The sequence below is a fragment of the Thermococcus alcaliphilus genome, assembly GCF_024054535.1.
Classification (GTDB): domain Archaea; phylum Methanobacteriota_B; class Thermococci; order Thermococcales; family Thermococcaceae; genus Thermococcus_A; species Thermococcus_A alcaliphilus.
Genome location: NZ_JAMXLV010000020.1, coordinates 272,767 through 294,960 on the forward strand (window position 1 = coordinate 272,767; position 22,194 = coordinate 294,960).

Here is a 22,194-nt window from a genome sequence, read left to right on the forward strand (position 1 = left end):
CCCGCGGTTTCTCCGGGGCATTGATAGTTAGATGAAAACATCAAAAATTTTCTCATAACCGAGAGGAATAAACTCCCAAAAGCTTCATACCTCTGGCTCATGAAAAAGGTTATATAGGGTTTCTTTTCTAAAATAAAATGGTGACAGCTATGAAAATTGTTGAACTGGACATAAAATTGCCTTATGAGAAAAGGGGAAAAATTTTGAGTAAAATTTTAAATGAGGTTAGGGGAAAGATTAAGGACATATACTTCTTGCCCCCCACAAGCAAAGGTATTAGTGAAATAAGAATGGAAGTTGCAGAAGAGAACGTTCAAAAGCTCCTTGAGGACATCAAAAAGATAGTAAGAGACGGAAAAATCAGCTTTAAAGTGTTGAGTGAAGCCTAACGCCTAAGTATTGATGTGACTCCAGTGGCAGCAAACACCAGTAGCTGAAATGCCTTGTATGCCTCGATAATGTTCTTTGCTTCAAACTCTACCGTTTTTCCATCTATCCTTCTTGCCCCCGGTAGAAGTTCTCCTACATCCGCCATGCCGCTGTTGTTGTAAGTGAGCCTCACCCTAACGGGATAGTCAAGTTTTAGAGGTTTTGCTTCCCCGTTTTTGTATTTTTCAACAGCTCTGAAGACGGCGTTCTCGAGGTCTTTCTTAATTTTCTTCATGCTCGGGCTTATGGCGGAATACCTTGAGAATGCCTCCTTAAATACCACTCTCTCAGCCCATGGTGTGAATTTCTCCACATCCTCCTCGAGGAGTTTTTTGTCTCCTCCAACAAGGATCACTGGAATGTTGAAATGTCCTACAGCAAAGCCATTCAAGAGGAATTCACTAACCTCAATGCCATTTAGCTCAAGCTTTCCAACGTTTGCACCGCTGTAGGTGTGGTCAAAGATACCATATGCCGTTCCAGCCTTTGCGTGATATCCCAAAAATAAAGCTACATCACATTCTTCAGCTCCAGCAACCATAGCCATTGGCCTTGGGTAACCTCTGACGAGGTAAACGTATTCGGGGAGCTCCTCGGGAAGAAGGTTTACCATTGGGCCGTGGCTGTCAGCTATTATCACCTCTTCAAAACCGGCTCTGTGAAGGGCATCTGCAGCGGTTAAAGTTATCTCCGTGGCTATTTTCCGAGCTTCGTTGTATAGAGCGCCTTTTTCCACCAAGTGCTGAGGACTGACTATAAAGGGCATCCCTTCTAAATCAACAGAGATAAAAGCGCGCATTTGGATCACCGATTAAATATCTCAGTGGCACACATTTAAATAAATTTGGGAAACAAGACACCCTCAGAAACAAAAACGATAACCAATAAATATAATGAGCACAATCAATTAAACAGGAGAATTAAATGGGCGCGATAGTTGAATTTCTAAAGATAGTTATGGGAATTGTTGTGTGGTTAGTTACCGTAATAGTGATTATATGGTTTCTAGAAGGATTCTGGAAAGGCCTCTCAGAGCTTGTTGGAGATTTCTTGGGAACCTCAAAAAAGTGAAGTTAGGAACAAAGGTTCACCAGTCAAACTCAAGGCTTGACTTCTTTGACCCCTTTTATTATTCTTTCCAGCCTTTTCCTAGCTTTCTCTAAAGATCCCGCTTTCTCTATCGCTGTGCCAGTAACGATTATGTCCGCACCGCTCTGGGCAACCTCTTTTGCATCTTCGTAGCTCCTTATGCCGCCTCCAACTATTAGGGGAACATCAATTGCGGCTTTAACAACTTTAATCATATCATTCGGTACATGTTCTGGAGCACCGCTTCCCGCTTCAAGGTAAACAAGCCTCATCCCCATGTACTGCCCAGCTAGAGCGTAAGCGGCGGCTATTTTTGGCTTGTGCCTTGGAATCGGCTTAGCATCACTTACCCATCCAACTGTTTCACCCGGCTCTACTACCAGATAGGCCATCGGTATTGGCTCAATTCCATAGCGTTTTACCGTAAAAGCTCCAAGCGCCTGGGCACCAGTAATAAAAAATGGATTTCGTGAATTAAGGAGGCTCATAAAGAATATTGCATCCGCATATTTGCTTACCCCTCCATGTGAACCCGGAAAGAGTATCACAGGTAAGCTGGAACTCTCTTTTATCGACTTAACGACCTCATCAAGAATTTCTCCCTCTGCCCCTGTGGAACCACCAACCATTATTGCATCCACACCGAGTTCCTCACTCATTTTGGCAAGCTTTCCTGCAGTTTCGGGAGAAACATCATCGGGATCTAAGAGAACAAAGTGGAGTTTTTCTTTTTCGAGCTTCTCGTGAATGTAAGATTCAACCTTTCCTATCCTCAGCATTCTCTTCCCTCCACTTCATAATTTCTTCGGGACTTTTAACTCTTTTCCACCTAAGGTTTCTTGAGTTTAAGATGTTACATATTGTTCCATCTGGAGGAGTTGCGGAGAAGTATAAATTTGTTTTTACTTTAACATCACTCGCCCCAAAACCTTCAACCCCTTGAAAAACTTTTCCCACGATACGGGAAAGTTCCTCCTCAATTCTTTCCTCGCTGGGTATTAGATAAGCGCTCAAAAGCTGTGCTCTTTGGAGAAGAAAGTCAATATGCCAGTGAAGATGTTTTTTCTTTCTGAAATGTCTTGCAACCCTTTTTTCGAGGGAGTTCATTGCAGAGCCAACGTAAATGTAATACCCTTTCTTCAAACGAAACTCTCGGGCTTTTGTTCTTATGTTTGCGTCTCTTTCCAAATAGATTACAAGAAGATAGGAGCCCTTCATGTTTAGAACTCTGCAAAAGAATATATAAGGGCTTTGCAAGGGCAAGGCAACAAAGTATATAAAGCAGACCAGCGGAGTAAAGTTTGAAGAGAGGTGCCTAGTATGGTGGACAAAAAGAAAAAGCGCCCCATTGATGAATTTCCTTGGCAGGAATATGATAAGGAAGAATTTGAAGAAAAATATCCCCACTTAGCTAAAGAACTTGAAGAAGAGCCTGGTCTTGTTATCGAAGGTTACAGAGTGGAAGAGGAAGAAGAGGAAGAATTGATGGATTTTTCCGGGTACAATCCGACGGTTATTGACTTCATAAGAAGATGCGAGACCGATGAGGAGGCTTTGGAAATTATCAACTGGATGGAGGAGCACGGCGAGATAACTCCTGAATTAGCCAAAGAACTCAGGATAAAGCTTGTGAAAGAAGGGGTAAGAAGCTTTGGAAGCAAAAAAGAGTGGGGATGGTACGAAAGGCATAGAAAACGTTAGATATTTCCAATTCTCTGGAGCACCATGCCCTCTATTCTTATCGGCTCCATTCTCCTTGCTTGAATTATTGCTTGGTCGAGTCTAACTTCGCTCTCCGCGTGTATTGTAAAGAGAGGATCCCCTTCCCTAACTTTTTCTCCAACTTTGACATGGAGCAGAATTCCGGCACCTTTGTCTTCCGGAGCTCCAGCGGCTCTTGCTATTGTCGTTATTGCTTTGTTGTCGATCTTTGTTACATATCCAGAGGTTTGAGCTACGAAGGTGTAAGTTTTGTCGCCTATTGGGATATCCTCTGGCTTTATATTTGGATCTCCCCCCTGCTCGGCTATTATCTCCTTTAGCTTTTCGTAAGCTTTTCCACTTTCGAGGATTTCTTTCGCCATCTTCTTGCCCATTCCTGCCGGTGCTACTCCACCCATCTCAAGCAGAATCCCCGCTAAGCCCGTGGCCTTCTCCACCAGACTCCCCGGGCCTTTGCCTGTCATTATGGTCTCTAAAGCCTCTTTAGCCTCAAGCGCAGGGCCAACTGTGTGTCCTATTGGCTGGCCCCCATAAGTAATCGCTGTTTCCACATATTGACCGAGTCTCTTTCCTAGCTCTATGAAGTCTTTTGCCAAAGACCTTGCCTCCTCTATGGTCTCAACCTTCACTCCCTCTCCCGTTGGTATGTCTATGAGAACGTATTGAGAACCCATGGCGTACTTCTTCGACATTATGCTCGCAAGCATAAGCCCCCTAGGATCAATGCTTAATGCCCTTTCGGCTTTAATTGTCAGGTCATCAGCGGGGGCCAAGTTAAGGGCTCCACCCCACACCAAACAGGCACCAATTTTTTCCACGATCCTCTTTATTTCGTCCAATGAGAAAGTCACTGGAGCAAGAACTTCTACCACATCAGCAGTTCCAGCGGCACTTGTTATTGCCCTTGAAGAGGTTTTTGGAATTGTTAAGCCGGCTGCGGCAACTATCGGCACTACAAGCACGTTTGTCTTGTTTCCGGGAACTCCACCTATGCTGTGGACATCCATAATCGGCTTTCTATCTATATCCAACATATCTCCAGTCTCTGCCATTGCCATTGTAAGCCACGCAATCTCATCCATATCAAGCCCGTTTATCTCAAGAGAAGTTACAAAAGAACTTATTTCTATGTCCCGAAGTTTTCTATCGACGATGTCTTTAACAATTGCCTCTATTTCAACCTTCTTAAGCTTTTGACCATTCATCTTTTTCTTAACATATCTCACGCTTTCTGGAGTTCCTGCAGGAACTACGTTTACCATTTCTCCTTCAGAAAAGGAATAAGCACGCATTATGTCCTTTGTAACCCCTATCTCCCCCGGCTGAACCATGTTGCTTATAACCACATCTCCGTATATTGTTCTTTTTGCGGTTTCTATTTTAATTAGGTCCTCTGGATGAAGCTTTGCTTTCTTAGCGTCTTCCTCGTTGATTACTACCATAAATCTCCCGGTCTCTACATCCAAAATCTTCACTTTCGCCCTCATGTTTTCACCCTCCTAAATGAGTGGGGATGTAACAATATTATCCGAGAATACTTAAGCTTTTCTTAAGGACAAAAAGAATTTAAGGGACAGAGAACTCATAAGTTCCGTATTTCTTCTTCCAAGGATTCCTCAAGGGCCCTCTCCCATTCCTCAACATCAAACTCAACTAATTCTGACTCCAGCTCTTCTTTTAGATGGGTAACCCTTCTCTTCAAGGTATTCCTTGTTTCCGTATCATACCCAACATAGTATGGGGATCTTCTCTCCGCTATGTATAGTATCGCCAGTATTATATTTGTATCCAGGAGGATAATGACCAGAAAAGTAAGTGGGCTCATCTTCTCCCCCCTCCAAACAGGGCTTTGAAAACCCTCTTTATTGGGCTTTCTGGTTCCGGGGGCTTGTATTTAACTCCCGCGAGCTTTGCGGCGAGCTGCTTATAGGCTATTGCCGCCGGCGACATTGGATTTTTGATAACTAGGGGAATTCCATAAGCACTTGCCCTCTTCACTTCTGGGTCTTCAGGTATTACTGCAAGTACTGGGACTTCTAAGATGGCTTCAATGTCCTCTCTACTTAGTTCTGTTTTTTCATTTGTTACTCTGTTCAATACAGTCCCCAACGGAAGGGTTCCAAGCTTTTCTGCCACAAGTTTCGTTTTAAGGGAGTCTGTGATCGCAGAAATCTCTGGGTTTGTTACCAAAATAAGTTCCTTTCCTATGAGCAGAGCAGTGATTGAGGTCATCTCCAGACCAGCAGGGGCATCGATTAAAACAAAATCCGCCATTGATGAGATCTCCCTTATGAGCTCTTTCAATCTCTCTGGATTCTTTACCTTCTTTATTTTTTCAAGGCTTAGTCCGCCTGGGATTACCTTAACACCTGCTGGGCCTTCGTAGATGGCATCCCTGAGCTCTGCTTCTCCCGAGAGAACATCGTGGAGGGTTATTGGAATATCCTCCATACCGAGGATTAAGCTCAGATTTGCCATTGTAATATCTGCATCAATTACTATAACCTCCTTTCCAAACTGTGCCAAAGCGACACCAACATTTGCTAGTGTTGTGGTTTTACCTGTGCCACCTTTTCCAGAGGCAAAAACAATAGACCTTCCCAATTTAATCCCTCCATCTCTTTAAATCCAATGTACGAAATTTGTAATCAATGCATCTAACTTATATGTTGATGTCTAACTTTTTATAGTTAACTCAATTAATCCTTAAAAAAGAATTAAAGGGCAGTAAAAAACGTAAAGAAAAGGCTACTCCTTTTCTTCCTCTAACTTTTTCTTTGCGACTTCAGCTGTATCAGAAAGGCTCCTGAATAGCTTCAACATCTCCATCGGGAGTGTTAGAACTATAACATTGCTCTTGTCTCCTGCTACGTCACTTATTGTTTGCAAGGTTCTAAGCTGGAGTGCCATTGGGTGCTCAGAGATAATTTCTGCAGCTTCTCTGAGCTTCTCGGCAGCCTGTCTTTCTGCCTCAGCAAGTGTAATTCTTGCTCTCCTTTCTCTTTCTGCCTCTGCTTGTCTTGCCATTGCCCTTTGCATTCCAGCCGGAAGTTCAACGTCTTTTATCTCTACGGCCGTAACTTTTATTCCCCATGGGTCAGTGGCTTCATCAATTATCCTTTGCAGTTCTCTGTTGAGCTTTTCCCTTTCGCTAAGAAGTTCATCCAAGTGCGCTTGACCAATTACACTTCTCAGAGTTGTTTGAGAAATTTGGGATGTTGCCATGATAAAGTTCTTAACCTGGGTAACGGCTTTTACCGGGTCGACGACTCTAAAGTAAACAACGGCATTAACCCTAACAGGCACGTTGTCCTTTGTTATTGTTTCTTGAACTGGAACGTCTAAAACCTGGGTTCTCAAATCAACTATAACAGCCTTTTCGAATATTGGGATTATGAAGAACAATCCTGGTCCTCTGGCTCCAACAACCCTACCAAGCCTGAAGATCACTGCCCTCTCGTATTCTTTCACTATCTTTATAGCCGAGGCTAAAAACACCAAAATAAAAACTAAAATAATAACATACACAACCCACTCAAAGGCCATTCTACTTCACCTCATTAGTATTTTCTTTTTCATGCTTTTTTTCTTTTTCCCTAACCACGATAAGTTTGAGCCCATCCATCCCAACAACCTTAACTTTTTCTCCAACATTTATTGTTTCACCATCCCTGCTTCTTGCCCTCCAAAGCTCTCCTCTGACTCTTATCATCCCTTCTGGAGCTAAAGGTTCCACTACCTCTCCTGAAAGGCCTATCATCTCTTCCTTCCCTGTTTGTGCTTTTCTTCTATGAGCCCTTATCACTGCAGCCATTCCAAAGGCAAAGAACAAAGCAAGCAGTGCACCGATTGTTATTATTATCAATCTAATCTGGGAATAAACTTCTCTTGAAACCAGATAGTCCACTCCCCCACCCCCGCTGAAGAGCATTATGCTACCCAAAACAAACGTTATAAAGCCAGCAACGGTAAAGAGGCCAAAAGTAGGTGTTAGGGCTTCTGCTATGAAGAATATCACTGCAAGGATTATCAACAGCAATCCTGCACTCCTGTAGCCGAAGTATCCAAGCCCTATTATGGCTAGGACAATCATTATTGCTCCAGCCGTTTCTGGAACGTGCCACCCTGGACTCAGGAAGCCTAAAACAAGAGCCCATATGCCGAGTGTTAAGAGAACGTAAGCAACTGCTGGATCGGTGATGTATGTTATTACTCTATCCTTTAAACTCGGTTCTAGATATCTAACTTCAGCTCCTTTAAGATCTAAAGTTACGTATTCTCCCCTTACGGGAACTTTAGTTTTCATGCCATCTGCTTTTTCCAAGAGGTCATTTACATCGTTTGCAATAACCTCAATAACTCCGTACTTTAGGGCTTCTTCGGGATCTATGGCCAAATCCTCCGTTATGAACTTTTCTGCCATTGTTTCATTTCTTCCACTGGCCTTTGCCAAGCTTTTTATGTAGGAGATGTAGAAGTTAACGACCTTTGGGGGAGCCTCTATAATGCTTCCATTTTGAGAATAACCTAAAATAGGCCTGCATGCACCGATACTTGTTCCGGGTGCCATGGCTATTAAATGTGAACCCAAGGCAATATATGTTCCAGCGGAGGCCGCCATAGCTCCAGGTGGATAAACGTAGGTTATAACGGGAACATCGGCGGATTTTATTCTCTCGATTATGTTTTGCATCGCATCCGCTCTACCGCCGGGAGTGTCAAGAAGGATTATTATTGCATTTGCATTTGCCTTCTCTGCCTCGCTTATGTACCTGTCGAACTGATCGTATGTGTAGGGAGTTATCTCACCTTTTATTTGAGCAACATAAACGGTTTTTGCTTCAGCTAGCGCTGGGCCCAAGAATATGAGCAGAAACAGAGAGATAAGAATGATTTTTCTCATAACCACCACCTTGTGTAAATATAGTTCTTCAACTTAATTAAGTTTTCTCAAGAAAAGTTAATAAGAATGGAACCCAAAATCATATGAGGGGGCATGAAAGAGGAGATAAGAAAGTTCAAACTATCCAAAGGAGAGGAGAAAATCAAGGCTGCTTGGAGTTTAATTAGAAAGGTAGCCAAATACTCCCACACAGAACCTTACTGGGATTTCTTAAGAGAAAACTTTGGAATAAGGGAGAAAGACGTTAAGGAAATCATGCGTTTTCTGGAAGAAGTAGGAGAACTTGAAATTCACCGTTCAGTGGATGGAAAGAGGCTCTACGTATCAACGCTAAAGGATATAAAGGAAAACCCTGTTAAGCTGGACAGATGGTTAAAGTGATCGACCTCAAGAAGGTAGCCCATGAGATGATAAAAAACGGCACCTGGAAGTTTGAGAATGGAGTCTTCAAACAAGCGCTAGAGAATGGTATAGTGGGTTTTGACGGAGAAAACTTCTATTTTCCAGAATATTTTTCACAAAAAGAGCGAAAAGATGCCAAAAAGAAGCTTGAATTCATTCTTGGCTTGGATATTGATCTTGAGAACTTTTATTCAGAGATAGAAGATTCAAAGTTTTCGTTCTTAATTGAGGAGTTTTATGGATTAACCATACCAAGGGCACCGAGCAAATATCAAGCCCTCGTGGAGGTAATAGCCCAGCAGCAGGTGAGCTTTGAATTTGCCATGAGAACAATTAACAACCTTGTGAAGCTCGTGGGGAGAAAAATCGGGGGTCTCTACCTCTTCCCAAAGCCAGAGGACATCTTAAACCTAAGTGGCAAAGAGCTCAAAGAGACTAAGCTTGGATATAGGGCAGCTTACATAAAATCCCTTACAGAAGAGTACGTTAAGGGAAACTTAAGCTTGGGTCTTGAGAAGCTCAGCGAGGAAGAGGCGATAAAATACCTCACAAAATTCAGGGGCATTGGAAAATGGAGTGCCGAGCTTTTCTTGGCCTATGGTCTTGGGAAGAACACATATCCAGCGGGAGATTTGGGGCTGAGAAGAGGAATAGCAAAGATATTTAATCTGAACCCCAGGGAGGTAAAAGAGAGAGATGTTAGAGAAATCATCGAGCCGTATGGAAAATGGAAGTCCCTGCTTGCCTTTTATATTCTCTGCTATGACAGGAAGACCGAGATGATGAAAAATGCCAATAGAAATAAAGGTAGAAGGAAAAAGATTTAGAAAACTAAAAGAACTGGACATCCTGGAACTGATAGAAAAGAGCCTCACCAAAGCTGAGAAAACTCTGCAGGCTGAGAGAGAGGCATTTCTCCTTGAGAAAAAAGCAAAGCTTGAAGAAAAGCTGAGGGAAATCGAGGATGAATTGGAAGACCTTAAGGCTTTCTATGAAAAGGCTTTGAAAGATAAAGAGCTGATGACAAGCGTTAGAGAAAAGCTGAGAAAGGAAAATGAAGAGCTCAAAAAAGAGCTGGAGGAGAGGAGGCGTGAAATTAATAATAAGACCTAAACGGGGGTTTGGAAGAATTGAAGTTGATCTCCCCGATGAACTCGCAGAGAAGATAAAAACGCTCAGCAAGCGCTATGCTGTGAGTGAGAAAAAAGTCCTCGAGATAATACTCTCTGGAAGCTTTAAAGAGCCAAAAGGAGATGTCAAAAAACTAGAAAATGAAGTCAGGGAGCTTGAGAAAAAAGTGGGTGGACTTGAGAAGGAGTGGGCACCGTTAAGGTACAAAGCTTATGGAGTCAGTGAAGACAACAAGATTTTGGCTATTGAGCTTAACGCCCTTCTCGCAGAAAACTCCCAGTTAAAGCGCTTTTTAAGAAAGAAGGTAGAAAGAAACCTAGAGCTGAGAAAGCTCATTCAGTACTACCTCCGCTGAGGAGTTTTTCCCAAACCCTTATGGCCTGCCATTTGTCAAGGAACTCGTTAAAAGTGCCGCACTTTGGCGAATAAACACACAACGGACAGCCGTCTTTGCACTCACACTTCTTCATTTGTTCAAGACTCTTCTCCATGAGCTTTTCGGCGTTTTTATAGAGGATCTCTGCCAATCCAAAGCCACCTTCGTTTCCATCGTATATGAACACTATAGGCTTGCCCACAAAGGGAGGATTTGGAAAACTTTCATAACTGTATCCACCGAGCTCCCTGCTGTCCACATATGTGAAAATTGGGGCGATTTTAATCATGTTGTGCTCTATTGCATGAAGTCCGCTTCCGATTCCATCTTTACTGTCCACCATTTTCTTTACTGCAAAAGCAAGCTCTTCATCTTCAATCTTCGAATTCTTTAGGCTCTCTTTGATGTAGTTTCTTAGGTAGTGACTCGTTGCGCCCAAAAGTTCGGGGAAAAGAGACTTCCTATCCAAGCGCTCGTAAAGACTAAAGGCAATATCTTCATAGCCCTTTTCCACAGCAATCCTAAAGAACTCTCTAAACTCCTCGTTTGCAATCTCCCTAATGCTCTCGGGAAATACAAGCCATATTCCATCCGTTTCAAACTCCCACATTAAAGGCTCATCAAACTCAACCTTCGCAAACTTCTCCCAGTTAAGAATGCTCCACTCCTCATCAACCTCAGCACTCTCTTTGAGCTCCAGCATTGGAGAGTAAAGCTCCCCTTTCAAAATTCCCTCTTCCTTGAGCTTCAACAGTTCTTGAAGATACTGAGGCGTATCTTTTCCTTTGACTGCAAATCCCCAATAGTGGTGCCTAACCCTCAGCCGGCCGATATAAATCTCTACTCCTTTGTACTCCTTTTTGTCATAGATTTTAAGAACCTCTACTTCTTCTCTCTTTGACGGGAACGTATCAACTTCCCAGAACTTGTTGAGTGGATAGGCGAAGATAAAGTGAAACTTTCCAAGACTGAGCTTGTCCCTTGTGATGTACAGCTCTCCCCTCGAGAAATACGCCATTCCCGGCAAGAGCGACCTGTAGTATTCAGGCTTATCTACTTCCTCTATTACATACCCCTTAAGCTTGAGCCAGTTTATAAATCGGATTAAGTCCCTTGCACTGGACTTTTCCAAAAGTTTGTACCTTATCCATGGTTCATCGAGCAGGAGGAAATAGCTCTCATCACTTGCCGTTCTTATAGAGGAGTAGTTAAAAGCTGGCCTCAGGATGCGGATTTCCCTTTTACCCGTAATCGGATTATCGTAGAGCTTTGCTTTTTTCTCATCCACGAGCTCCATGGCAAGCTCCTTCTCGAACTCGTTCAGTTCGTCCCAATCAAGAATCTTGAGCTCACTCAAGAGGTAGTGGAGATGCTTTTTCACAACGAGTCGGTTTTTGAGGTTTATGGGCATGTACTCGATTATCCCTTTCTCAAGTTTTTCTACCAGCTCCTCAACGTGCTCCTTATAGTAATAGTCTAGGCCGTTTTTTCTTAAGATGATTGCATTTATGGCTTCCCTTTCCCGTTTTCTTCCTGCTCTTCCGAAGCGCTGGATAAGGGAGAACAGCCCATCAGGTGGTATTCCATAGTTTACAACGGCATCTAGGTCGCCTATATCAATTCCAAGCTCCAGAGCGTTTGTCGTCAAAAGCACGAGAAGTTTTCCCTCCTTAAAGTCCCTCTCGATTTCCCAGCGGATATTCTTTGGAAGGGTGCCCTTGTAAGTAGTGGTTTTGTAAACCGCTGGAGACGTCAAAAGAAACCTCATGAGCTTTTCAGTCCCTTTTCTTGAATCAAAGAAAACAAGGGTTTTAATGCCTTCCTCAGCCAGCTTTTCGACGATTGCCCTTAAAAGCTGCATCTCATTAAGCCTTCTTGGTTCGAACATCACGAGGTATCGTTTTGGAAAGGGGTTTGCAGGCTTTGTGATAGCTTCAAAGGGCTTTCCAAAAAAGGTTTCCGCAAACTCTTTTGGATTCCTAAGTGTTGCTGAGAGGGCTATTATTTGTGGTCTCCTCCCGTATCTCTCCAGCGCCTTGAGAAGCCTTTTAAAAACGTAAGCAGCGTTAGTTCCAAAAACACCTCTGTAAATATGAAGTTCATCAACTACGAGGTACCTCACATTCCTTAAAAGCCACTCGTAATCTTTTCTGTTCCTTAGAATGTTATAGTGCAGCATATCCGGAGTCGTGAAAACAACCCTCGGCTTTTCTTTAATGAGTTTTCTCCTCTCGCTCCACTCAACATCGCCCGTTAGAATTCTTGCACTAACCATCTTTCCTGTAAGCTGGAAAAAGTGGAAGTTCTCAATGCTGAACTTTTCGTATTGGTTGTTTATTAATGCCCTCGTTGGATAAACGAGCAGATACGTGTCTTGAGGATTTGAAAGATAATTGTCAAATATAGCCAGTCTGAAAATTTCGCTTTTGCCGGAGGCGGTTGGGGTTGTCACCACTATGTTCTCTCCAGAATAGAGGGCTTTCAAGGCATCAACCTGATGCTTATAGAGCTTAAAGCCCATTTCTTCAACTAGCTTGTTCACTTCAGGGTTTTTAAACTCAAAAGAGCCGTATTTACCCCACTTAGGCTTAAACTCTTTAAGGGCTACAATCTCACTTTTTAATCCCTCAAAGATGCTCAGCATGACAAGAATAATTTTGCTTTTTGGTTAAAGTACTTTTTGCCGAGATTGAAAAACTTGAGATATCTAGAATCAAAACTGTCACCACTAAGTGATATTTAAAATTTAAAAACAAAAAAGGATCTGCTGTTGTTAACCCCACTCCAAGAATATTTCGTAATAGTTTCTGCTACTCTTGTCTAGATATGCATAGTAAAGAACATCATGGCTTCCCCAATTATTAATTTTGACTTCATAATGTGGCCTGTAGTTGGATTTACTCTCTCTGTATGTTTCAACGTTCCCTGTAAAGCACACTTGTACTCCTTCACCACCGCATACTGAAAGAGAAGTACTGAAGTAAACCCCTCCATTGTCTGTTGGTGCGTCAAAGCTTATAGCGAACTCATTTGCACCCTCCCATTTATATCTTGTCTCTCTCTCAAGGTTTGAGGGTATTCCTCCGCTGTAAGAGCCCGTAACTGTAGAGTGAAAGTTTTTTATTCTCACAGGGATTAAGGACCAAATGTCCCTGCACCACAGGGAGGTGCATATTTCGTTTTCAGTTATCTGGTAAAGAACATCAGAAGTCACCAGCCTAACATCACCATTGGAAGCAGTGTAAGTTATCCACACGTCTTTGTCTTGAACCAAGGTGGGGCCATTACTCAACCAACCGTTTGGATCCGGCGTTCCACCCCATGTTTCCTGAGAAAAGCTCTCGTAGGTTACTGCATCGTTTCTTTCAATGACCCACTTAACATCTACTCCTGGAATACTTCTTATTATGGCTGTTTTTATTCCATTCATCCTGACCGTGCCATGGTCTGTGACCGAAGCAGTCTGAACGTAATTTCCTTTTTTGGCAGGTTCATAATGAAGGGGAATCTCTGCAGAGATTCTTGCCAAGGGTTTTTTAGGCTCGAAACTTATCACTCGTGCACCCCAATAATTTTCATCTGCAACTATTACTAAGAGAGAAACTGGTCTGAACCTCGTCTTAAGGACGCTCTCACTTTTTCCATTCTCTTGCACATTCTCCACATATGTATCAATGGGTATTCTCTCTATTTTTACAGTTGGTGAGAGAAGAGGACCTGAGTACAAAGTCCTTGGATGCTCTTTGCTATAGTCCTGAACTATTACAACCGGATTATGGAGACTTTTATTAACTTTTATCTCAATGCTTGCAAGCCCTACAGGCTTTCCTTGAAGCCAGTCTAAGTATACGCTGTAAAGAACATCAGAGTTCTCTGGAGAGACTCCCTGAGCTATAGGAATCCCTACAAACACCACCAAAACAATAACTAATGCAGTTACTACAACCTTGCTCTTCCTTTCCATCTACTCCTCCTCCAGATGAGATATTGCGATAATATTATATCTAAAAGTAGTATAAAAACATTTTGACATAGTTAAACCATACTAACGATCTCAGATGATTAATATTAAAAATAATGGTGGTTGATAGGTCAACATAATTTAAATACTAAAAATCCTTAAATCCTTCCTTAATAGCTATATCACAATAGCCTTCTTTGGAAGTTCACTGCCAGGTATTTCACGTATTCTCTCTGAACTTCAGGTTTCCTCTCATTTTTCCAAAACCTTCTCAAACCCTCAAAGCCAAACATCACTACATCACACTACAGGGAAATACTGGTCAAAAATGGCCAACTCCAGCAAATAGAGGCCAATTCTTCAACAACTTTTTAAAGGCATTCCAGAAATGGTAACCGGTGAGGCTTATGAGGATCGCGGTCATCGATTACGACAAGTGTAATCCCGACAAGTGCGGTCATTTCCTGTGTGAGAGGGTATGTCCAGTAAATAGAATGGGTGGAGAAGCTATAATCATCGACGAAGACAACTATAAGCCCATTATTCAAGAGGCAAGCTGTACTGGGTGTGGGATATGCGTCCACAAATGTCCCTTCAATGCTATAACGATAGTTAACCTCCCAGAGGAGCTGGAAGAAGGGTGTGTACACAGATACGGAGTTAACGGCTTTGCCCTCTACAGATTACCAGTGCTCAAGGAAGGCATGGTAGTTGGTATCTTGGGCCCAAACGGTACCGGTAAGACCACTGCTGTTAGAATACTCTCTGGAGAAATTATCCCTAACCTCTGCGGTTCCAACGACAGCTGGGACAATGTCATAAGGATGTTCAGGGGAAATGAGCTCCAGAACTACTTTGAAAAGCTCAAAGAGGGCAACATAAAGAAGGTAGTTAAACCCCAGTACGTTGACTTAATCCCCAAGGTCGTTAAAGGGAAGGTAAGAGACCTCCTTCAGAAAGCAGATGAAAAGGGTATTCTGGAGAAGCTCGTCGAGGAGCTTGAGCTTTCAAATATCCTAGACAGGGAAATTCAACATTTGAGCGGTGGTGAATTGCAAAGGGTTGCGATAGCGGCAGCCATGGCAAGGGATGCAGATTTCTACTTCTTTGACGAGCCGTCTTCATATCTTGACATAAGGCAGAGGCTTAAAGTTGCAAGAGCAATTAGAAAACTTGCAGAAGAAGGGAAATCCGTTATGGTCGTTGAGCACGATTTAGCGGTTCTTGACTATTTGAGCGACATCATTCACATAGTCTATGGTAAGCCCGGAGCATATGGTATCTTTTCAATGCCCAAAGGAACCAGAGTCGGTATAAACGCCTTCTTGGAGGGCTATCTCCCCGAGGAAAACGTAAGGTTCAGGCCTTACCAAATAAGGTTCACAAAGCTCAGCGAGAGGCACAGTCAAGCTGGAGATATTCTTGTAGAGTATCCAAGACTAGTTAAAGACTATGGAAGCTTTAGGCTCGAAGCAGAGGGGGGAGAGCTGTACAAGGGAGAAGTTGTGAGCATAGTGGGGCCTAACGGTATAGGTAAGACAACTTTCGTAAAAATGCTGGCTGGAGTTGAAGAACCAACGGAAGGGAAAGTAGAATGGGAGCTCAAAGTGAGTTACAAGCCCCAGTATATAAAAGCCGACTACGAAGGGACAGTTTATGAGCTCTTAAGTAAAATCGATGCTACAAAGCTCATGAGCAACTTCTACAAAACCGAGCTTCTCAATCCTCTGGGAATTCCAGAGCTCTACGATAGAACCGTAAACGACCTAAGTGGTGGTGAATTGCAAAGGGTAGCAATAGCTGCCTGCCTGTTAAGGGATGCCGATTTATACCTTCTCGACGAGCCCTCCGCTTATCTCGACGTCGAGCAGAGGTTGGCGGTTTCAAGGGCTATAAGGCATTTAATGGAAAAGAACGAGAAAACCGCACTTGTAGTTGAGCACGATGTGCTGATGATAGATTACATAAGCGACCGCATAATGGTATTTGAAGGCGAGCCAGGCAAACACGGTAGGGCTCTACCTCCAATGGGTATGAGAGAAGGAATGAACAGGTTTTTAGCAAACGTGGGCATAACCTTCAGGAGAGACCCAGACACTGGAAGGCCGAGGGCAAATAAAGAGGGAAGCGTCAAGGACAGAGAACAGAAGGAGATAGGGGAGTACTACTACGTGAGTGAATAGCCGAAGATTCTTTGTATCACGTTTAGCTTTTCCTTTTTTGGATTTTCTTTCTTCTGGTGGGTCAGTTTTGATGTTAAGGCTCTAAGGTTGCTCTGGAAGTCTTTAGTAACCATAAGTTACTATCAAACAAAGAGTTATGGTATTTTGAGGTTTTTGTAACGAAATTTTTTCGGAATTTTGAGCGGAGGCTTATCAGGACTTCTTTGATATTCTCTCCTCGTGGAAATTTAACCTTCTTGGATTTAATGCTTTTTTATGGACTTGTTTTTGGTTTAGGCTTTTGTTTTGTCTCTGGAAGTCTCATGAACATTTTCGTGCATGCGGGAAAAGAAGTAAGTTCAGACGAGTGAGTGCTTCGAAATCTTTCCTGAAGGCTCGAATCCGAGCTTTTTGAGGGGAGTTTTATTGACCCTTTGAGGAAAAGCTTATAAATTTCAAGCTCTCTAATTACTTTGTAAGGGATTTAAAGGAAAATTCGCCCCTGTTCCAATAAGACTTTAGAAGAATTGAAAGAACTGCTCAAAGTCACTTTTGAAGTCAAATCGTCCACTACGAGTTCCAATAAGACTTTAGAAGAATTGAAAGGATTGTATGTTGATTCAACAGGTAGTTGTTCAACAGGTAGGTTCCAATAAGACTTTAGAAGAATTGAAAGCGGCAAAGAGGAGGTGCGTGGGGTAAGCGTTAAACCGCGTTCCAATAAGACTTTAGAAGAATTGAAAGTATGCAGGCATGAGAAATACATTTAAAGTATCTATATATATTATAAATGTTCCAATAAGACTTTAGAAGAATTGAAAGTCAAACTCATAATAAATAACCTTCCTGTCAATGTATGTTCCAATAAGACTTTAGAAGAATTGAAAGTAATGTTTTTCAACGTCACATCCCCTTGTTCTGCCGGCGTTCCAATAAGACTTTAGAAGAATTGAAAGACATTATCATTTATTAAGTATGAGTAGAACGCATCAAGTTCCAATAAGACTTTAGAAGAATTGAAAGTTAACAGCGGGTCGAGCGCCCGGTGCACTATCTCGAGTTCCAATAAGACTTTAGAAGAATTGAAAGTCAAGGTTCGCTATGGTAGGATACTCAGGAGCAGGGTTTGAAGTTCCAATAAGACTTTAGAAGAATTGAAAGCTAACACCTTGGCGAAATGCGGGCTTGTGTGGTAGGCCCCGTTCCAATAAGACTTTAGAAGAATTGAAAGTTAGCGCTGTCGTGAGCATTTTTATCGTTGCGTTTGAGTTCCAATAAGACTTTAGAAGAATTGAAAGTTTTCACTTTGGTGCTCATCATATATAAAGTTTACTGTGTTCCAATAAGACTTTAGAAGAATTGAAAGCTCGATTTGGCTTTGATGATGAGAATGAAGGTTGAAAAGAGTTCCAATAAGACTTTAGAAGAATTGAAAGCACGCTCTCATCACTCGCAGATACGATTAGCGTTTTCCTGTTCCAATAAGACTTTAGAAGAATTGAAAGTTTGATAGGAAGAAGGGTACTAACGCCGCACCGGCCACAGTTCCAATAAGACTTTAGAAGAATTGAAAGTGAACGGGCGGTGGCAGTGTACTTTGGGCTCAATACAGTTCCAATAAGACTTTAGAAGAATTGAAAGAAGCCTGAACTCATCAATGAGAGTTGCTGCATTGTTCGGTTCCAATAAGACTTTAGAAGAATTGAAAGTGCTTCCTTTGGGCCCACCTTGCGCTGTTTATTTCCCTGTTCCAATAAGACTTTAGAAGAATTGAAAGCCGTAAGCTTTTTGTGTTCTCACAATGAAATACCAATTGTTCCAATAAGACTTTAGAAGAATTGAAAGCGCATGATTGTTCAAGCTCGGTGAATCGGGCACCTCTGTTCCAATAAGACTTTAGAAGAATTGAAAGTCATCAACGTTTACGATGCAAACTCAAGCACGCTCATCCCGGTTCCAATAAGACTTTAGAAGAATTGAAAGGCTGAAGAGGAAGATCATCGAGCTGATGCCGCCTGCGCGTTCCAATAAGACTTTAGAAGAATTGAAAGTCGGTTCTCAGCCTGCGTTTTACGGACTCCTGAGCCCTCAGGTTCCAATAAGACTTTAGAAGAATTGAAAGAACGCCACATGCTCACCTCCTTCACTCTAATGATATGTCAGGTTCCAATAAGACTTTAGAAGAATTGAAAGTGTTCAAACAATTCTCTTACTTTTTTAGCCAGTTCCAGTTCCAATAAGACTTTAGAAGAATTGAAAGGATGACTTCTTTCGCTTCCAGCACCCGCGCCTTGTGCTCGTTCCAATAAGACTTTAGAAGAATTGAAAGCGATTGTGCTCGTATTCTGCAACTCTCAAAGCGTGTCTCAAGTTCCAATAAGACTTTAGAAGAATTGAAAGTCGAGAAACTAAAGGAGCGCTACGGGCTCGATGATTGGGCCGTTCCAATAAGACTTTAGAAGAATTGAAAGTATGGTCTGAAGGAGTGTCCTAACAGTCTTATCGAGAGTTCCAATAAGACTTTAGAAGAATTGAAAGCGATGCGGACATGAACACGCTGAATACGACTTCCCTGTTCCAATAAGACTTTAGAAGAATTGAAAGGAACTCCTCTTTAGCCCGGTTGTACTCCACCCATAAGTTCCAATAAGACTTTAGAAGAATTGAAAGTGATCAGCTCTGGAACCACCTTTCCCAAGAAGTGCCTTCGTTCCAATAAGACTTTAGAAGAATTGAAAGGCCGCAGACCACGCACCTGCCCTTTCTGTCGCCCGGCGTGTTCCAATAAGACTTTAGAAGAATTGAAAGAGCGCTATGGATTTTTAACTCATGTTAAACATTATTTAGGTTCCAATAAGACTTTAGAAGAATTGAAAGCATATTTTCATTATCACTTCTTGCAGAAGTGAGAGCAGGTTCCAATAAGACTTTAGAAGAATTGAAAGTACTGGCTTGAATCCCTGCACGCCCTCGACAGTCACGGTTCCAATAAGACTTTAGAAGAATTGAAAGAATTCGACAAGTTCGGTAGTGAGAACGTTGACAAGTTCCGTTCCAATAAGACTTTAGAAGAATTGAAAGTACCAATCAAACCGACCAGCGCACCCGTGAGAATGTCTTGTTCCAATAAGACTTTAGAAGAATTGAAAGCGATCTCCTTGACGAATGAGACGGCCTTTTGATCTCTGTTCCAATAAGACTTTAGAAGAATTGAAAGTCGACAGTTAAGTTTGCTATTAATGTTCCCGTTTCCATGTTCCAATAAGACTTTAGAAGAATTGAAAGGAAAATATTCTCAATGCTCTCGATCACAGTTAAAAACATTCCAATAAGACTTTAGAAGAATTGAAAGCGCTCCTTATAGGGTATATATCGAAGGTTTCAACAATGGTTCCAATAAGACTTTAAAAGAATTGAAAGTCGGTGAGTTTTGGAGCGGAAGAATACGGCTTAGTCGAGTTCCAATAAGACTTTAAAAGAATTGAGCGTGAGCCTTTCTCCCCTGTTTCTACTCTTATTGTAGAAGACATGGCTTCTTCTCCATAATGGTTATGTTAAATTGTCTGTTAACTTGAGAGCTCATTTGCAAAAACATCACAAAGAGAATCAGGAATTGGAAAAATCGAAGAGCTAACATTAATGTATACCCTAGCATTATATGTACACATATGTTCAGAAAAGCTTATATATGAAGTTGGTTGTTAATTTACTGAAAGTACTATATACTACTACAAGTACATGAGGTGCTAAACATGAGAAAATTAGTGTTTGCCGTGTTGCTCCTTGGAATTTTGGGTTTTAGTGTAATAGCAAGTGGGTGCATTGGGGGTGGCAAAACAACTAGCACAGCAACACAAACACAGTCTTCAAGCCAAGAAGAACAGAAGATTATTGAACTCGAATTCTGGCATGGGATTGAAGCCCCAGAAAATCAAAAGGTTCTCGAAGAACTAGTCAACAAATTTATGGAGAAACACCCAAACATTAGGATAAAGATTGTCAACTATGGAGCCCAAGATAAGGCTGTTCCAAAGATTATGGCTGCTGTACAAGCAGGCACTCCTCCAGATCTTGTATGGTTGAACCCAGCCCAGACTGGCTTTTTTGCAGAAGCAGGAGTTTTAGCTCCTGTTGAGGATTTCATAAAGAACGACCCGTCATTTAACAAGGATGACATATACGAGGGGCTCTGGGAGCTTGGAACATACAAAGGAAAGATATATACGGCCCCCTTTGATACAAACAACTTGGCGATTTATTATAACAAAGAGCTCTTCAGAGAAGCAGGTCTCGACCCCGAGGCTTACATGGGTAAAGCCTTAACTTGGGAGGAATTTAGAGAACTTGCAAGAAAACTCACAAAGGACAAAGATGGAGACGGTGAAATAGATCAGTACGGCTTTATGGTTCCTTTTGGTAGATATGAGTGGACAGTCTGGACTTGGGAGGTTTTCTTATGGTCAGCAGGTGGAGAATTACTTGATGAAAATGGAAAACCTGCATTTGCAAGTGATGCTGGAGTTAAGGCACTTCAATACTGGGTCGATCTTGTTTACAAAGACAAAGTTGCTAAGCTTAGCGAACCCAATGCAGGTTACAAGCTAGATGACTTCTTTGCCGGAAGGGTTGCAATGACAATAAACGGACCTTGGAATTTCCCAGTCCTTAAAGAGCAAAATTGGCTCGACAAGGTAGGAGTTATGCTAATGCCCTACGACAAAAGAATTGCAACAAACATTGGTGGTGAGAACCTTTTCATCTTTAAAACTACACCTGAGAGAGAAAAAGCCGCTTGGGAATTTGCAAAATACATTATGAGTCCTGAATTCCAGGTCACATGGGCTTTAAAAACTGGGTACCTTCCAGTTTGTAAGAGCGCTGCAGAGGATCCAGAATACAAGAAATTCCTTGAGGAGAATCCCTTCATTAAGATTTATGTAGAAAACTTACAGTACGGAAAAGCTAGACCACCAGTTCCACAGTACCCAGATATGTCTGCCGCAATCGGTGAAGCAATTGAAGCAGCGCTACTTCAGAAAAAAGATCCCGCCCAAGCATTAAAAGAAGCACAGGAAAAAATAATGTCGTTATTTAGTTCTTGATACTTCTCTTCTAATTTTTTTGGAGGGAGAAAAATGGCAATCCGGGAATTCAAACAACAACTTGAAGCCTACATGTTTTTAAGCCCGGCACTTATAATCATGTTATCGTTTCTTGCTTATCCTGTAGTCTATTTAGTGTATATCAGTTTTTTTGACTGGAGAGGGCTAGGAGGTAAGGAATTCGTTTTTCTGGAGAATTATAAAAATATCTTGACAAATCCTGAATTTTGGAATGTATTTAAGAATACTCTGGTTTATTTGGCGGGAGTTGTCCCAACCACAATGGTAATATCCCTCTTTCTTGCTGTTTTCTTAAACTCAAAAATAAGAATGAGGAGCATATACAGAACATCAATATTCTCTCCAACTGCAATATCTTTTGTTGCTACAGGGATAATTTGGGTTTGGATGTTTAATACAGATTATGGTCTCGTTAATAGAGTTCTGGAGTATTTTGGAATTTCAAGTATAGACTGGCTTAGAAGTACACGGTGGGCTATGGTTGCCGTCATAATAGCGACGGTATGGGCAAGGGTTGGATATTTCATGGTCATTTATTTGGCAGGGCTTCAAACAATTCCCGAAGATTACTATGAAGCTGCCAGCATAGATGGTGCAAACTCACTTCAGAGGTTCATTAAAATAACACTGCCTCTGCTAAAGCCAACTCATGTGCTCGTTCTTGTTATGCTAACGATTTTCTCTTTCAGAGATTTCGACCAGATATATGCTATGACTGGAGGAGGCCCCATGATGTCAACTACAACGCTTGCGTATTACATATACGTGCTAAGCTTTGAGCGCTTTAGATTTTCCCAAGGAGCGACTGTGGCAGTGATACTCCTAATTCTTGTCCTCTTTGTTCAGTATCTCCAGAGAAAGGCGTTTGGGGAGGAGGCAATATATTGAGGTGGGGG

20 protein-coding genes and 1 CRISPR repeat array are annotated in these 22,194 nt (G+C 42.0%); of the genes, 10 read left to right on the top strand and 10 right to left on the bottom strand.

What is annotated here, in order from left to right; genetic code table 11:
• The first annotated feature begins 149 nt into the window (after positions 1–149).
• Positions 150–389 carry a hypothetical protein gene (locus NF859_RS06175; protein WP_252743469.1) on the top strand — a complete coding sequence of 80 codons (240 nt, stop codon included), beginning with the start codon at positions 150–152 and terminating at the stop codon, positions 387–389.
• Here the strand turns inward: NF859_RS06175 and NF859_RS06180 are convergent.
• Positions 386–1,228: a M55 family metallopeptidase gene (locus NF859_RS06180; protein WP_252743470.1), complete on the bottom strand. Its 843-nt coding sequence runs from the start codon at positions 1,226–1,228 to the stop codon at positions 386–388. The two genes, NF859_RS06175 and NF859_RS06180, sit on opposite strands and share 4 nt — an antisense overlap.
• A gap of 125 nt (positions 1,229–1,353) precedes the next feature.
• Here NF859_RS06180 and NF859_RS06185 point away from each other — a divergent pair, with 125 nt between their 5' ends.
• Positions 1,354–1,500, top strand: a complete 147-nt coding sequence (locus NF859_RS06185; protein WP_252743471.1) for a hypothetical protein — start codon at positions 1,354–1,356, stop codon at positions 1,498–1,500.
• 29 nt (positions 1,501–1,529) lie between these two features.
• Here NF859_RS06185 and NF859_RS06190 read toward each other — a convergent pair whose 3' ends face one another.
• Both NF859_RS06190 and NF859_RS06195 read right to left on the bottom strand, forming a co-directional pair.
• Positions 1,530–2,297: a phosphoglycerol geranylgeranyltransferase gene (locus NF859_RS06190; RefSeq protein WP_252743472.1), complete on the bottom strand. Its 768-nt coding sequence runs from the start codon at positions 2,295–2,297 to the stop codon at positions 1,530–1,532.
• Complete coding sequence (locus NF859_RS06195; RefSeq protein WP_252743473.1) at positions 2,275–2,736, bottom strand: GIY-YIG nuclease family protein; 462 nt, start codon at positions 2,734–2,736, stop codon at positions 2,275–2,277. Before NF859_RS06195 ends, NF859_RS06190 begins: the two co-directional genes overlap by 23 nt.
• 102 nt (positions 2,737–2,838) lie before the next feature.
• Here NF859_RS06195 and NF859_RS06200 point away from each other — a divergent pair, with 102 nt between their 5' ends.
• Positions 2,839–3,219 (top strand): DUF2095 family protein, encoded by a 381-nt coding sequence (locus NF859_RS06200; protein WP_252743474.1) that lies wholly within the window; start codon positions 2,839–2,841, stop codon positions 3,217–3,219.
• Here the strand turns inward: NF859_RS06200 and NF859_RS06205 are convergent.
• The 5 genes from NF859_RS06205 to NF859_RS06225 form a co-directional block, all read right to left on the bottom strand.
• Positions 3,216–4,727 carry an AMP phosphorylase gene (locus NF859_RS06205; RefSeq protein WP_004069717.1) on the bottom strand — a complete coding sequence of 504 codons (1,512 nt, stop codon included), beginning with the start codon at positions 4,725–4,727 and terminating at the stop codon, positions 3,216–3,218. The genes NF859_RS06200 and NF859_RS06205 overlap by 4 nt on opposite strands.
• A gap of 95 nt (positions 4,728–4,822) precedes the next feature.
• A complete protein-coding gene (locus NF859_RS06210; RefSeq protein ID WP_252743475.1) occupies positions 4,823–5,065 on the bottom strand; it encodes a hypothetical protein in 243 nt (80 codons plus the stop codon).
• Positions 5,062–5,844, bottom strand: coding sequence for a cell division ATPase MinD (minD, locus tag NF859_RS06215; protein WP_087035467.1), 783 nt, complete (start codon positions 5,842–5,844; stop codon positions 5,062–5,064). The genes NF859_RS06210 and minD overlap by 4 nt, the downstream gene beginning before the upstream one ends.
• A 144-nt stretch (positions 5,845–5,988) precedes the next feature.
• A complete protein-coding gene (locus tag NF859_RS06220) occupies positions 5,989–6,786 on the bottom strand; it encodes a slipin family protein (RefSeq protein ID WP_252743476.1) in 798 nt (265 codons plus the stop codon).
• A gap of 1 nt (position 6,787) precedes the next feature.
• The gene (locus NF859_RS06225; RefSeq protein WP_252743477.1) at positions 6,788–8,143 is read right to left on the bottom strand and encodes an NfeD family protein; all 1,356 of its coding nucleotides are present in this window, start codon (positions 8,141–8,143) and stop codon (positions 6,788–6,790) included.
• A 93-nt stretch (positions 8,144–8,236) separates the two neighbouring features.
• Here NF859_RS06225 and NF859_RS06230 point away from each other — a divergent pair, with 93 nt between their 5' ends.
• The 4 genes from NF859_RS06230 to NF859_RS06245 are packed head-to-tail and all read left to right on the top strand — an operon-like array spanning position 8,237 to position 10,031.
• Positions 8,237–8,524 carry a hypothetical protein gene (locus NF859_RS06230; RefSeq protein ID WP_004069722.1) on the top strand — a complete coding sequence of 96 codons (288 nt, stop codon included), beginning with the start codon at positions 8,237–8,239 and terminating at the stop codon, positions 8,522–8,524.
• Positions 8,512–9,372, top strand: a complete 861-nt coding sequence (locus NF859_RS06235; RefSeq protein WP_252743478.1) for a DNA-3-methyladenine glycosylase family protein — start codon at positions 8,512–8,514, stop codon at positions 9,370–9,372. The genes NF859_RS06230 and NF859_RS06235 overlap by 13 nt, the downstream gene beginning before the upstream one ends.
• Positions 9,335–9,658, top strand: coding sequence for a hypothetical protein (locus tag NF859_RS06240; protein ID WP_252743479.1), 324 nt, complete (start codon positions 9,335–9,337; stop codon positions 9,656–9,658). The genes NF859_RS06235 and NF859_RS06240 overlap by 38 nt, the downstream gene beginning before the upstream one ends.
• Entirely contained in the window at positions 9,636–10,031 is a 396-nt protein-coding gene (locus NF859_RS06245) for a hypothetical protein (protein WP_252743480.1), read from the top strand. The genes NF859_RS06240 and NF859_RS06245 overlap by 23 nt, the downstream gene beginning before the upstream one ends.
• On the opposite strand, the gene NF859_RS06250 is transcribed toward NF859_RS06245, so the two are convergent.
• Entirely contained in the window at positions 10,009–12,696 is a 2,688-nt protein-coding gene (locus NF859_RS06250; protein ID WP_252743481.1) for a DEAD/DEAH box helicase, read from the bottom strand. The two genes, NF859_RS06245 and NF859_RS06250, sit on opposite strands and share 23 nt — an antisense overlap.
• Positions 12,697–12,825: 129 nt before the next feature.
• Positions 12,826–14,016 carry a hypothetical protein gene (locus NF859_RS06255; protein ID WP_252743482.1) on the bottom strand — a complete coding sequence of 397 codons (1,191 nt, stop codon included), beginning with the start codon at positions 14,014–14,016 and terminating at the stop codon, positions 12,826–12,828.
• A gap of 404 nt (positions 14,017–14,420) precedes the next feature.
• On the opposite strand from NF859_RS06255, the gene NF859_RS06260 reads away from it, so the two are divergent.
• The 3 genes from NF859_RS06260 to NF859_RS06270 all read left to right on the top strand — a co-directional run bounded on the left by NF859_RS06260 (position 14,421) and on the right by NF859_RS06270 (position 22,186).
• Positions 14,421–16,196, top strand: coding sequence for a ribosome biogenesis/translation initiation ATPase RLI (locus tag NF859_RS06260; protein WP_252743529.1), 1,776 nt, complete (start codon positions 14,421–14,423; stop codon positions 16,194–16,196).
• Between the two features lie 483 nt (positions 16,197–16,679).
• Positions 16,680–19,663: a CRISPR direct-repeat array (repeat unit 30 nt; unit sequence GTTCCAATAAGACTTTAGAAGAATTGAAAG).
• 264 nt (positions 19,664–19,927) lie between these two features.
• Positions 19,928–21,277: an ABC transporter substrate-binding protein gene (locus tag NF859_RS06265; protein ID WP_252743483.1), complete on the top strand. Its 1,350-nt coding sequence runs from the start codon at positions 19,928–19,930 to the stop codon at positions 21,275–21,277.
• Positions 21,278–21,310: 33 nt separating this feature from the next.
• On the top strand, positions 21,311–22,186 hold the full coding sequence (locus NF859_RS06270; protein ID WP_252743484.1) for a carbohydrate ABC transporter permease: 876 nt from the start codon (positions 21,311–21,313) through the stop codon (positions 22,184–22,186).
• The last annotated feature ends 8 nt before the right edge of the window (positions 22,187–22,194 follow it).